This is a genomic window from Longitalea luteola (genome assembly GCF_017356035.1).
Classification (GTDB): Bacteria; Bacteroidota; Bacteroidia; order Chitinophagales; family Chitinophagaceae; genus Niastella; species Niastella luteola.
Map to the genome: position 1 here is coordinate 711,184 of NZ_JAFIQX010000003.1, position 13,469 is coordinate 724,652.

Consider the following 13,469-nt stretch of genomic DNA (forward strand, 5'->3'; position numbering starts at 1 on the left):
AAAAACTTTCCTGCACCTCAAACCGCTCCGGCGAAGATAAGCAACCGCTTTCATTTGTCATCTCCCAACGAAACTTACAAAACAGGTTTATGCTTACCCGAACCAGCATGCTCCCGGCAATATTGTAATATGTCTTCCTTTGATTGTATTCCTTCATTCGTTCCCCCCCAATACCAAACATCCAGGATCTTCTGATCTTCGAATTTAAACAGGATCGTTGGGCAGTTAAGCGGCAATCCGCCCCGTTTATAGGCCATCAACAAATAATGATCGTTCAAGCCCATATACATTAATTGCCGCGCTGGTATCGCCTCGGGCCCTTTAATGCCTGTTTCATAGTACGGACTGCCCGCATTGGCGATCGACCAGTCATAACCCGCCCAACATTCCAATGTGTTTATTATAAAATCAGGAATGTCTTCTACGCCACGGCAGGTTTTCAGGTGCAGCGTGTCAATTGTGCTAACAAGCTTTTGTGTGTATTTACTGTTCGGCGTGTTGATCTTCCTATAGCTGAAGGAGCAGGATCTTTTCTGCCCAAAGATAGCAGTGGAAGAAAATAAGAGTAGGATTAAAGAAATGGTACGCATAAACCCATTAACGAATGTTAGCGTTTTTTCTTGTTAAACTGCGTTTTCTTTCGCTACGCTCCGTTTTCTTTCAAATTATAATATGTTCCTTTAAAAACCCCCTTGGGAAGTAGGGTAGTCGTTCGTATAAGTAAATGTCCGCTATTTATTTAGCCGGTTTGTTTGAAATAGTCGCACCATACTTTCAGTGCAACCGATTGCTGCTTATTTTCCACACAAATTTCATAAACCCATTTACAACCAAAATTGTAACTTAGCCCCCGCAATTTTTAACTAACACAAAAATCCAGATCATGAGCACAGTCAAAGTGGCGATCAACGGTTTTGGTCGTATCGGCCGGTTGGTATACCGCCAGATTTATAAAATGGATGGCATCGATGTAGTAGCTATCAATGACCTCACTAGCCCCAAAGTTTTAGCCCACCTCCTTAAATATGATAGCGCTCAGGGCCGTTTTGATGCTGAAGTAAAAAGCACTGATAACTCTATTATAGTAAACGGTGAAGAAGTAAAGATCTACGCCCAAAAGAATCCTGCTGAAATTCCCTGGAGAGATCACAATGTTGATGTAGTACTGGAATGTACCGGTTTCTTCACCGATAAAGCAAAAGCAGAAGCTCACCTTACTGCCGGCGCAAAAAGAGTTGTTATCTCTGCTCCTGCAACCGGCGATCTGAAAACAATTGTTTTCAACGTTAACCACGATATTCTCGATGGTACTGAAACAGTGATCAGCTGCGCCAGCTGTACTACCAACTGCCTGGCCCCAATGGCTCAGGTGCTCGATGAAAAATTTGGTATCGTTAACGGTCTCATGACCACCATCCACGCTTATACCAATGACCAGAACACCCAGGATGCACCGCATCCCAAAGGTGACCTGCGTCGCGCCCGTGCTGCTGCACAAAATATTGTTCCTAACAGTACAGGTGCTGCCAAAGCCATCGGCCTGGTATTACCTAAACTGAAAGGTAAATTAGATGGTTCCGCTCAACGTGTGCCTACCCTCACTGGTTCTTTAACTGAGGTAACCGCTGTATTGAGCAAAAAAGTAACCGTTGAAGAAGTGAACGCTGCCATGAAGGCTGCTTCCAACGAAAGCTTTGGGTATACTGAAGATGAGATCGTGAGCAGCGATATCATTGGTATTACTTACGGTTCTTTGTACGATGCTACTCAAACCCGTGTACAAACTGTAGGCGAAACCCAACTGGTTCGCACGGTTAGCTGGTACGATAATGAAATGAGCTATGTAAGCCAGCTCGTTCGCACCGTGAACTATTTTGCAAAACTGATCAATAAAGGCGCTGCAAAAGAAAAAGTAAAAGCTTAATTATAAAACTGCAGGATTAGTTTAGCTATATCCTGGTTAACCACAAAGATGTTGAAAGCGGGTAACGCAAAGAAGTACTCTTGGTTCACCGTAGCTGTCAATACGCTTTGTGGTTAATTTTTTTAAAACTATCTCTTCATGTCTACATTCAGCCAGTATAATTTCAAGGGCCAGAAAGCCCTGATCAGGGTTGATTTTAACGTTCCGCTTGACAAAAAAACATTTGAGATCACCGACGATACCCGTATCAAAGCGGCTGTTCCCACCATTAAAAAGATCCTCGGCGATGGCGGCAGCGTGATCCTTATGAGCCACCTCGGCCGTCCCAAAGAAGGGCCCGAAGAAAAATCTTCATTGAAACACCTGGTGAACCATATATCGAAACTGGTGGGTGTTGATGTGCTGTTTGCTGATGATTGTATCGGGAAAGATGCGGTTGATAAAGCCGCTGCTTTAAAACCCGGTGAAGTTTTGTTGCTGGAAAACCTTCGTTTTTATAAAGAGGAAGAAAAAGGCGATGCCGGTTTTGCTGAAAAATTAAGCAAGCTGGGCGATGTGTACGTGAACGATGCCTTTGGTACCGCTCACCGGGCGCATGCTTCCACAGCAGTGATCGCGCAGTTCTTCGCGGCCGATAAAAAAATGTTCGGTCTGCTCATGGAAAGCGAAGTGAGCAGTGCTGAAAAAGTAATGCACAATGCCGAGAAGCCTTTTACCGCTATCATTGGTGGCGCCAAGGTTTCAGACAAGATCCTTATCATCGAGAACCTGCTCGAAAAAGCAACCGATATCATCATCGGTGGCGGTATGGCGTATACATTTGAAAAAGCGCAGGGTGGATCCATTGGCAACTCACTGTGTGAGGATGATCGCCTGGATATTGCCCGTGAACTGTTGAAAAAAGCAGAAGCAAAAGGCGTTTGCCTGCATTTTCCATCCGATTCAGTGATTGCCGATAAATTCGACGCCAACGCACTTACTTCGAATGCACCCAGCAATAATATTCCCGATGGCTGGATGGGCCTCGATATCGGTCCAAACGCCTGCGCCCAGTTTGCCAACGTGATCAAACGGTCAAAGACCATTTTATGGAACGGGCCTATGGGTGTATTTGAAATGGACAAGTTTCAGCACGGAACAAAAACCATCGCTACGGCTGTGGCAGAAGCTACACAGGACGGCGCTTTTTCCCTCGTGGGCGGCGGCGATTCTGTAGCTGCTGTTAACCAGTTTGGTTATTCCGACCAGGTTAGCTACGTGTCTACCGGCGGTGGTGCCATGCTTGAGTTTTTTGAAGGAAAAGAACTGCCTGGTATTGCTGCAATTAAGAAATAATTTCATAGTATTACATCGTGAATGCCACGTGCCCGCAGGTACGTGGCATTCTTTTTTTAGCATGGCATTGTTCCCCCGCCACATATAGAAAGCGATCACTATTCTAAAAACGTAGATTATGACAAAGTGTTACCAGTTACTGCTTATTGTTGCTGTTGTTATAGGTATGGCAGCCTGCCAAAAAGAGGTTAACGAAAACGACATAACCAATCCCGGTAGTGGGCCGGCGCCAGCCGATACCATTCCCAACGCTCCCGGCAACAATTCAGAAGTGGGTACCTGGAAATTTATTTCGGTTCGTGGTACGGGTTCGCAAACGGCAACCTTCTCGCAGTCCGGCGCTTCCGCGAAAGCCGTTACCTCAACGGATTTTACCTCGGGGAACAATAGCGGAACCATTACATTTGACAGCTTCAAAATGACTGCCACCAACATCGCCTTAAGTGTAAATACAACCGCAAAAACCCTCGTTTATATGAATGGCGTCCTGTTCGATTCTGTGCAGACTCCCATCAGCCAAACGGTTCCACCGCAGAGTGCTACTTCTTCTTATAAAAAAGTAGGCGCCGACTCCCTGCATTTTCAGGATGGCGCTTTCCTGGATGCGCTCACCGGCGGCTTGTTACCAAATACGCCAACCGGCTGCAAAGTGGCTTTTGAAGGCACTGATATTATGAAATTGACCATTGTATTCGATACGGTCACTACCCAGGATTACCAGGGTATTCCGGCTAAACTTACCATACATACCGTACTGGTGGCAACCTTGAAGAAGCAATAGATTAGAAGTTGACTAGTTGACGAGTTAATTAGTTGACTAGTTGATTAGGTTGACAGGGTTGATAAAAGTTGATAAGGTTGATAAAGTTAATAAAGGAAAGTCGATAAAGTATTAGGTTGAAAGATAGTAGTAAGGTACAGAGTTGAGGCATTCACCATTCACCATTCACCATTCACCCCGCCCGAACGACGTACAGTAGGGCGGGCATTCACCATTCACGTTTTACATAGCTGCTGGCAGAAATTGCATATTTGATGGAAAACTCTCATGGCTAAATAGTAGTTTTGCAATGTCTTTTTCTGCCCTAACCAAAACAAATGTAGATCTATGAGGAAGTTAACCCCTTTCCTGCTCTTCGGTTGTATATTACTGACAATAGTTTCCTGCCAGAAAGAAAAAAGCATCGACACGCTCAACCATACGCCAGGCATCCCTGGTGGCGGAAATACCGGCGGTAGTGAGATCGGTACCTGGAAATTTATCAACATGAATGTGAAAACCATGGTACTCATCGAAATGAGCAGCATGGGACAAGCCGAGCGCGCAATTACGGTTAGCGACTACACTACAGATAACAATGCCGGAACCTGTACTTTCGACGGCTCTACAATGACGAATACCGGCATGGCCTATGATGTTGATGCAATGTCTACAACCTATTTATATCTCAATGGAACATTGGAAGATTCGGTTGATCTGCCATTCACTTTTACGTTACCGCCTACCAATTCAAATGCTACGTATAAAAAAATAGGTTCAGATTCAATTTTCATTCAATCCGGCGGATTGACCACCCCCGGCGGAGGAACTATACAAGGCAGTTCAGGAGGATACAAACTTAATTTTATTGGCAACCGGATGACGTTGACCGGACATCATAGTGAAAGTAAAACAGCAATTGTCATGGGTGTTATGCAAAAGAGAATTGATAACGCAACTACGGTGATAACTCTGGAAAAACAGTAGCGAAAGCAGGAAGGCGGATCTGATGCAGCTATAGCCAGACCTGCAATAAATTTATTGATATTTTTAGTCAGCCCCGTCACAGTCGGGGCTTTCTGCTTTTTAACAGCTGCTTCATCCCTGGCTTCGCCCGAACCTTTACCATCAGTGGCATCATTATTACTATCATTCTTTTTGTGGCAGCCTATGGCCAGGCGCGCGAAGGATAGTGCCCTGTTATGATGTTTGTTATTTGAGGATTTTTTCAACGTTTATGTAACGAAACGGTTGCTGACGCGACTAAAAATTAGCCATATTGACAATGCGCTGTTATGACTATACGTTATGAGGCGGAAACTGACGTCAGTATGCTTTAACCGTTTGTGAATCAAACGAATTGTAAGACGTTGTAGCAAAAAATTGTACATTTATAAGACACAAAACTCTAAATTGATATGAAATCTCGTAATCTGATTATCATTGTTGTGCTGGCCGGAATTTTAATATTAGGTGGTTGTGGATGTGGTGGATATAATAAAATGGTAAACCTCGATGAGAATGTAAAAACTAAATGGAATAACGTACAAAGCGATTACCAGCGTCGTGCCGACCTCATCCCGAACCTGGTAAGTACGGTAAAAGGCGCCGCCAATTTTGAGCAGACGACGTTGACGAATGTGATTGAAGCCAGGGCAAAAGCTACTTCGGTAAATGTGAATGCCGATGATCTTTCGCCTGAAAAAATACAACAGTTCCAGCAGGCGCAAAGCCAACTGGGTGGCGCCTTAAGCAGGTTGCTCGTGGTTGCCGAACAATATCCCCAATTGCAGGCTACGCAAAACTTCAAAGACCTGCAGGCACAGCTGGAAGGAACAGAGAACCGCATTAAGGTTTCGCGGAACGATTTTAATGCTTCTGTACAGGAATATAACTCAGTGGTTCGCCGTTTTCCTAACAACCTGTTTGCAGGTATGTTCGGATTTAAAGTGAAACAGGGATTCACAGCCGAAGCTGGCGCAGAAAAAGCTCCTAAAGTAGAATTCTAAAAATATATCCATGGCATTTTTCCCTTTCTCCAAAAGAAAAGATTTCTTTTCACCCGACGAGCAGAATCGGATCGTAAACGCCATTCGGGAAGCCGAACAGCAAACCAGTGGCGAGATCAGGGTATATACCGAAAGCCGCTGCCGGTTTGTTGATCCGCTCGACAGGGCTGCCGAACTTTTCTGGGGCCTGAAAATGGATCATACCAAAGACCGCAATGGGGTATTGGTATATGTTGCCATGAAAGATCACCAGTTTGCCATCCTGGCCGACCAGGGTATCCACGAAAAAGTGGGACAGGCGTTCTGGGAGCAGGAAGTAGCCATCATGAAATCGCATTTCCTCAGCGCTCATCCGGCCGAAGCCATTGAAGCTGTGGTAACCGATGTGGGGAAAGCATTGAAGACCCATTTCCCTTATGACCGGTCAACCGATAAAAATGAATTGCCCGACGATATGGTGTTTGGAAAGTAGAAACGGGTTACAGGTTTCAGGTTGCAAGTTGCAGGGAATCTTAGGTCATGTTGCAACAAATAGAAAGACCGGATGGTGAGATCCTGGAACCGGTAACTTAAAACCTGTAACTGTCAAATAGCTTAGACTGGCATTATTACAACTCGAAATGAAAATAAGATTGAAATTCTTTATTGCTTCGGTGTTTTTGTTTACGTCGTTTTTGACGTCTGCACAAAATATCCCTTCCCGACCGAATCCTCCCAGGCTGGTAAATGACCTGGCCGGTGTGTTAACGCCTGATGAAGAACAACGGCTGGAACGGCAACTGGTAGCTTATGATGACAGCACCAGTAACCAGGTAGCCATCGTACTGCTGAATACGCTCGACGATTACCCTATTGAAGAATATGCGTTAAGGCTGTTTCGTGACTGGGGTATTGGTAATCAGAAAACCAATAATGGTGTGCTCATTATCGCCGCTATCCAGGACCGTAAGATCCGGATAGAAGTAGGATATGGCCTTGAAGGTGCGATTCCTGATATTACAGCCAATCATATCATCCAGGGCGACATAGCGCCGAATTTCAGATCGAACGATTATTATGAAGGGTTATCAAAAGCTGCTAACTCCATTATCAAAGCAGCTGCTGGTGAATACAAGGCGCCGGCTAATTACCGCAAGAAAAAAGGCAGTGGCGGCGGCAGCATAATCGGTTTTATTGTTTTAGTCATTATCATGATTGCGCTCTTTGGCGGACGCAATCGCGGTGGTGGCGGTGGATTTATGAGTCGCCGGGGTTCAGGCTGGTTAGGTCCTTTTATATTAGGTAATATGATGGGTCGAAGCAGCGGTGGAAGCAGCTGGGGCGGCGGAGGCTGGTCAGGCGGTGGCGGAGGCTGGTCGGGCGGCGGCGGTTTTGGCGGTTTCGGTGGCGGCAGCAGCGGTGGCGGCGGCGCCAGTGGAAGCTGGTAGCAAAACCAATGTGCTGATTTGATAATGTGCTGAATCAATAACTAAATAACTAAAAAGGGCTCCCTGATACCAGGCAGCCCTTTTTTTATAATATTATCTCAGTCCGGTTAGAACCCTTTCTTATCTCCCTCTATCTTCGAATTGATGTAATCGATCTGCTCTTTGATCGGGGTTTTGTCCGTGGCAGATACATTGGCCGCATTCTTTTTCATGACCACGCCTTTCAGCAGGTTATTTACATACGGCGTTAACCCGTAAGCAGCCAGGGCATCACGGAATTCAATTACCATATCAACCCCTTCTTTTACTTTCTTCGTGTCTTTCACTACACCCAGGAATTCGCAGAATGGTTGCAACAGGTTGAATTTCGCCTGTGAAATGGGCATATCGCCAAATGATCTGGCAATAATATCAAAACTCTTTTCATCACCCGATTTAACCAGGATGGTGGTCATGGTCTCTACCAGTTTGCCTTTGGCCGGGTATTTCGCCAGGCGTTTCGCTTCGGCCACAGCTGCTGCACTGTCTAATTTGAACAGGGCATCCAGTGAATTACCCGCAACAGTGTAGGATGAATCATTAACGAATTTGGTGAAAAGCGATTTGTAGGTGTTGTTGTTGAATTGCGACAAAGCCGCCAGGGCAGAAGCACGCACGGTTGCTTTTGCATCTTTTTGAGCCATTTCAGCCAGAATGGGTTCAGCCTGCTTCTTCACGGTTTCATTTTTCAGGTCCAGCTTACCGATCGCAAAAGAGCGCAATCCATGGTATTTATCTTTCAGGGCCAGTAACATCAGTTCCAACGCCTTGGGATTATCCTGGTTACGGCTGGCATAGTCTACGGCTTCACGGCGGTCGAGGTACTGACCTGCATATTTGTACTGATGGATAAAGTTCTCCAGGGTTTTGTTGTCTTTCTTCTCAGCCAGCAGGGTTTTCCTGCCATCCACATTTACCAGGTCGGGTCGGGTATTGTAGCTGAAGGTGAAGGTGTCAACCTTGTCATCGATCCAAACGTTATGTCGAACTTTTTCAGCACCATTATAGATATCAATGGCTACCGGTAAAGTAAATACCTTGTTACCCGCCTGTGTTTGCTGAACGACCACCTGTACTTTTTTGGCGTTATCGTCGTACGCATAATCGATCGTTAATTTGGGATGTCCTGCGCCAAAATACCATTGGTTCCAGAACCAGTTCAGGTCTTTTCCCGTTACTTCTTCAAAGGCCAGGCGCAGCTGGTGAGCTTCGGCCGATTTAAATTTATTGGCTGTGAGGTATACGTTCAATGCTTTGAAGAAAGCACTGTCGCCTACATAGCTGCGCAGCATATGTAATATGCGGCCTCCCTTGTTGTAGCTAACGGCGTCGAACATCGCTTCTTTATCATTGTAATAGAAGCGAACCAGGTCCTTTTTTTCGCTCTGGCTTTGAATATAACCCTGCATGTCATTGTAGTTCTGGGCATCGCCGGCGTCTTTACCATATTTATATTCATCCCAAAGCGTTTCACTGTAGTTCGCAAATGATTCATTCAGGGTAAGGTTGCTCCAGCTTTCGCAGGTAACCAGGTCGCCAAACCATTGGTGGAAGAGCTCGTGGGCAATGGTGCTTTCCCAACTGTTGCCATCAACGAGTTCGCGGGCGTCCTGCTGTGCGCTTTCCTGGTGCAGGGTAGCTGTAGTATTTTCCATAGCACCGCTCACATAATCACGGCCCACGATCTGCGAATATTTAACCCAGGGATATTCAACGCCCAGGATCCTTGAGAAATACGCCATCATTTCAGGCGTATTGCCGAATATCTTTTTAGCTACAGGCGCGTATTCTTTTTCTACATAATAATTTACTTCCTTGCCCTTATAGGTATCCTTTATAATGCTGTATTCACCAACACCCATAAAGAACAGGTAAGGGGCGTGGGGCAGCTCCATTTTCCAGTGGTCGGTACGGGTACCGTCGGCATTGGTTTTTTGGGCCGCCAGTTTACCGTTTGAAAGTGTGGCATATTTTGCCGGAACCGTCATCAGGATCTCGTTGGTGGTTTTCTGGTGGGGCTTATCAATGGTAGGGCACCATACCGAGGTGGCTTCAGTTTCGCCCTGTGTCCATATCTGGGTGGGTTTATCCTTTTCTTCTCCTCTGGGATTGATAAAATAAAGGCCTTTGGCATCTGTAATGGCTGCGCTGCCCTGAACTTTCACTTCATCGGGTTTGGCAGTGTATTCAATGTACACGGTATACTGCTCACCGCCTTTATAACTTCTGTCGAGGTCTATATTCAGTTGCCAGCCATCGTATTTGTATTTAAGGGGTTGAGAAGAAGCTCCTTTAACAATGGCCACCTTGTGAATGTCCATGCCTTTGGCATCGAGCGTCAGGGAATCGGTGGCATAAAAATGGGGCGCCAGGGTGATCCAGGCCTTCCCGTTCAAATATGATTTGCTGAAATCGAATTTTGCATCCAGTTTGGTGTGAACCAGGTTGTTAATGCGTGGTGGCGTTTCGCGGTACACCTTTTTCCACGTTGTGTCAACGGGCGCCTCCTCATGTTGTTGTGCCCATAAGCTAGGCAATATTCCCAGGGCTAATATTACTGACGAAAGCTTCTTCATATTGAGAATTTAGAATTTAAGAGGTGTAAAGATAGGCGTGGGTGTGCTTAATAAATGTAAAAAATAGTATAAGTGGCTGTGGTAAAAAGGCAAATAAGTAGATTTGCTTTTATGAACAATCCTTACCGCGTTATAAAACGGTTTGCTTTTGTAACAGGGTTTTGTATAGTTTCATGTACAACAGCACTGGCACAGCAAACCACTTTTGTCTATTTGCAATCAGAAAATTTGCAGCCTTTCTATGTGCAGATAGGGGATAAGGTATATAGTTCTTCTACTGCTGGCCACCTCGTGATCTCCGGACTGGCCGATAAAACCTGTGATTTCGAGCTCGGTTTTCCCCAGCAGGCTACCCGGCCACAGCGATTTTCTATTCCCCTTCATAATAGAGACCATGGTTATCAGCTTCAAAAGAACGGCTCCCGCGGTTGGGTTTTGTACGACTGGCAAACCGATGAGCTTATAAAGCCGTTGAAAGAAGCGGGCAGCGGCAGCCTCTTGTATGGTGAGCGAAAAAAGGACGATGCATTTGCCAATCTGATGGCGGCCGTGGTCAATGATTCTGCTGTACTTTATACTTCGATCGTCAAAAAAGAAAGCGCTACCGCACCTGCCATCGCCGGCACCGGATCCAAACCAGCAGCAGATCTGCCGGTTGCAAATGCTGATAAAAAGCCGGTTCAGCCGGTTGACACCACGGCCACTGAGAAAAAAACCGATGTAATTACAGTGGTAACGCCACCGGCGGTAGATACGGCCAGTGTTGTTAAAACAGATGCAATCCCAGCTGATACTGCCAGCCAGATCAATAAAGACGTCACCGATGTTCCTGTGACAAAATATGACCCGAAAGAAAAAAGTTTGACCGATAAACCTGATACAACTGCCCAGGGGGCGCTGACGAAATACGATCCGCAGGAAAAAAGTCTCAATCAAAGTCCTGTAGCGGCCGGAGTGGCCAAAATACAGCAGCAATCCAAAGACGGTGAAACCAAAATGGTCTTTGTCGATAGCAGTGAAACGCCAGCCAAAATAGTTACTGTTTATATAGCAGAAGATAAAAAAGCGGCCAGTGACACGCCTGCGGCTGTTATTACGAAAAGCCCGGAAAAGCGGGAGCCGGTAAAGGATACTGCAAAAACAACCGTGGCGCCTGAGCCGAAAAAAGACGAACCTGTTCCGCCCACTGCCGAAAAACCGGTGGCAAGCTTAAGTAAAGAAGAAATTGCAGAACAGATAAAAAAAGAAACCTGGCGGTCGGTGCCCCAGAAAAAGGCAGATCCGGCTGACACGGTTACCGTAGTGCTGGAATCGCGGCAAATGAAGAAGGCCGAAAATGCCGGTGAAACGCAGGCGGTGTACCGGCCTAAAGACGAACAGAAAGCAGAACCCGTTAAACCGGTCACGCGCGATACCGCCGTCAGGGAGATCACAAAACCGGTTGGCACTGGTGGAGATGAAACGCCTAAAACGGCTACGAACGACAAGCCCGGGAGTGAGCCGGTACAAACAGCCAATACCGAAGTAACCGCCAAAAGAACGGAAGAGCCCGAGGAACAGCAGGCCAGGGTTGAACCGGAAAAGAAAGCCGGGGCAGACAGTAAGCTGGTAATGATCAACTCAGATTGCGTGAAGCTGGCAACAGAAAATGATGTCGATAAAATGCGCGTGAAGCTGGTGGGGGAAAGCGATTCGCAAAAAAGACTGGCTTTAGCTAATAAGTATTTCAAAACCATGTGTTTATATGCGCACCAGATAAAGGCTTTGTCGGAATTGTTCCCCGGAGATGAGGCCAAATATAAATTTCTCGAGATGGCCTACCCTTTTGCTGCAGATACGGCTAATTTTAAAACCCTGCATGAACTGTTAACGGAAGAGATGTATGTAACAAAGTTCAAAAAGCTGGTCAGGCTGCAATAGAACGTTATAGAACCGCATCCGCTGTCAGATCTAACTCGCTCTGGAAGTCGTTAGTGGGTAAATTGTAACTTGCAGCCGATGAATCGATATTTTTTGGAGGTGTCCTACCATGGGGCACGATATGCCGGCTCACAGGTTCAGCAAAATGCCGTAACTGTGCAGGCGGAGTTGGAAAAGGCCCTGAATATTTATTTCCGGCAGCCGTTAACCCTCACCGGCTCTTCCCGAACTGATGCCGGCGTGCATGCAAGGCAGAACTTTTACCATTTCGATATAACAGCGCCTGTCAACCCTAAGTCGGTATATAACCTCAATGCCATTTTACCGCCCGATGTGGTTATCCAGGCGTTCTGGCCCGTACCTGCTGCCGCCCATTGCCGCTTTGATGCCCTAGCCCGTGAATATGAATACTTTATCTATGGATTTAAGGATCCCTTCCTAGCCGACAGGGCCTGGTATTATCCGTATCCGCTCAATTTGCCTGAATTGGAAAAGGCCGCGTCCGTACTCAAAGAGTATGTAGACTTTACTTCGTTCTCAAAACGCAATTCGCAGGTTAAAACCTTCAATTGTACTATCCAGTTAAGTGAGTGGCGGAGAGAACAGGGCGTCACTGTTTTCAGGGTAAGAGGCAACCGTTTTTTGAGGGGAATGGTGCGCGGGCTGGTGGGTACAATGCTGCAGGTTGGAACGGGTAAAATAACGCTGAAACAGTTCAGGCAGATCATAGAAGCCAGGGACTGTACAAAGGCCGATTTTTCAGTGCCTGCACATGGACTGTTTTTGCAGCAGGTGTTGTATCCGGAAGGTTATTTTTTGACCACATGAAATTGCGCGATCGGTTGTTCGTGATAGTGATATTGACCGGAACTGTTGCGCAAAACAATTTTATAATGGTTTTGTTCAATCTTGAGGGCTGATAAAAAATAATTTTTGCTGGAAGGCTTGCTGGGCCTGGTTTTAACAAAATTGAAAAAAATAAGATCAAAAAATATTTGGTAAGAAGTTAAATCGGCCTATCTTTGCCGCCCGCTTTACAAAAAAGCACACTTCACACAGTTCTTTGCATAAAAAGTTTACCAGCTGCAGATCAAAATAAGCACTGAAAAGAGAGAGAAAAAAAGATGAAAAAAGTTTGGAAGAGAAAATGAAATGAGCTTATCTTTGCAGCCCGGTTTAAACGAAAAAGCTCTTCACATATTGCATCAAAAAAGAGAGAAGATAAAGTGAAAAAAATAGAAGAAAAATTTTGATGGAATAACAAAAAGCTCTTACCTTTGCAACCCCAATCAAAAACGGGGCAGCGAAGAAGAAGAGGAGAGAGAAAGAGCGGATGAGGGAAAAGAGGGGATGAGAGCACAAAGAAAACAAGTTAGGTAATACGTTAGGAGAGAGAGACAGAGAGGTAAAGGAAAGATAACATACGATATTAAAGATCTTTGAAAGTTTGGAAGCAACAGCACTTGAATAACTTTCAAG

At 45.7% G+C, this 13,469-nt stretch carries 11 protein-coding genes; 9 read left to right on the forward strand and 2 right to left on the reverse strand.

The genetic code is table 11. From position 1 onward, the window contains the following. Nucleotides 1–74: 74 nt before the first annotated feature. Nucleotides 75–590, reverse strand: coding sequence for a hypothetical protein (locus JUB15_RS11380; RefSeq protein ID WP_207512582.1), 516 nt, complete (start codon nucleotides 588–590; stop codon nucleotides 75–77). Nucleotides 591–883: 293 nt separating this feature from the next. On the opposite strand from JUB15_RS11380, the gene gap reads away from it, so the two are divergent. From gap to JUB15_RS11415, 7 genes are all read left to right on the forward strand, one after another. Next, nucleotides 884–1,924: a type I glyceraldehyde-3-phosphate dehydrogenase gene (gene gap, locus JUB15_RS11385; protein ID WP_207512583.1), complete on the forward strand. Its 1,041-nt coding sequence runs from the start codon at nucleotides 884–886 to the stop codon at nucleotides 1,922–1,924. 138 nt (nucleotides 1,925–2,062) lie between these two features. Then, nucleotides 2,063–3,259, forward strand: a complete 1,197-nt coding sequence (locus JUB15_RS11390; RefSeq protein WP_207512584.1) for a phosphoglycerate kinase — start codon at nucleotides 2,063–2,065, stop codon at nucleotides 3,257–3,259. A gap of 118 nt (nucleotides 3,260–3,377) precedes the next feature. After that, a complete protein-coding gene (locus JUB15_RS11395) occupies nucleotides 3,378–4,040 on the forward strand; it encodes a hypothetical protein (protein ID WP_207512585.1) in 663 nt (220 codons plus the stop codon). 327 nt (nucleotides 4,041–4,367) lie between these two features. Beyond that, nucleotides 4,368–5,006: a hypothetical protein gene (locus tag JUB15_RS11400; RefSeq protein WP_207512586.1), complete on the forward strand. Its 639-nt coding sequence runs from the start codon at nucleotides 4,368–4,370 to the stop codon at nucleotides 5,004–5,006. A gap of 431 nt (nucleotides 5,007–5,437) precedes the next feature. Next, nucleotides 5,438–6,028 (forward strand): LemA family protein, encoded by a 591-nt coding sequence (locus tag JUB15_RS11405; protein ID WP_207512587.1) that lies wholly within the window; start codon nucleotides 5,438–5,440, stop codon nucleotides 6,026–6,028. A gap of 10 nt (nucleotides 6,029–6,038) precedes the next feature. Beyond that, nucleotides 6,039–6,500 carry a TPM domain-containing protein gene (locus tag JUB15_RS11410; RefSeq protein ID WP_207512588.1) on the forward strand — a complete coding sequence of 154 codons (462 nt, stop codon included), beginning with the start codon at nucleotides 6,039–6,041 and terminating at the stop codon, nucleotides 6,498–6,500. Between the two features lie 148 nt (nucleotides 6,501–6,648). Then, nucleotides 6,649–7,455, forward strand: a complete 807-nt coding sequence (locus tag JUB15_RS11415) for a TPM domain-containing protein (protein WP_207512589.1) — start codon at nucleotides 6,649–6,651, stop codon at nucleotides 7,453–7,455. A gap of 107 nt (nucleotides 7,456–7,562) precedes the next feature. On the opposite strand, the gene JUB15_RS11420 is transcribed toward JUB15_RS11415, so the two are convergent. Beyond that, the gene (locus JUB15_RS11420; protein ID WP_207512590.1) at nucleotides 7,563–10,070 is read right to left on the reverse strand and encodes a M1 family metallopeptidase; all 2,508 of its coding nucleotides are present in this window, start codon (nucleotides 10,068–10,070) and stop codon (nucleotides 7,563–7,565) included. A gap of 213 nt (nucleotides 10,071–10,283) precedes the next feature. On the opposite strand from JUB15_RS11420, the gene JUB15_RS11425 reads away from it, so the two are divergent. Both JUB15_RS11425 and truA read left to right on the forward strand, forming a co-directional pair. Then, nucleotides 10,284–11,990 (forward strand): DUF4476 domain-containing protein, encoded by a 1,707-nt coding sequence (locus JUB15_RS11425; RefSeq protein ID WP_207512591.1) that lies wholly within the window; start codon nucleotides 10,284–10,286, stop codon nucleotides 11,988–11,990. A 78-nt stretch (nucleotides 11,991–12,068) separates the two neighbouring features. After that, nucleotides 12,069–12,818 carry a tRNA pseudouridine(38-40) synthase TruA gene (gene truA, locus JUB15_RS11430; RefSeq protein WP_207512592.1) on the forward strand — a complete coding sequence of 250 codons (750 nt, stop codon included), beginning with the start codon at nucleotides 12,069–12,071 and terminating at the stop codon, nucleotides 12,816–12,818. The last annotated feature ends 651 nt before the right edge of the window (nucleotides 12,819–13,469 follow it).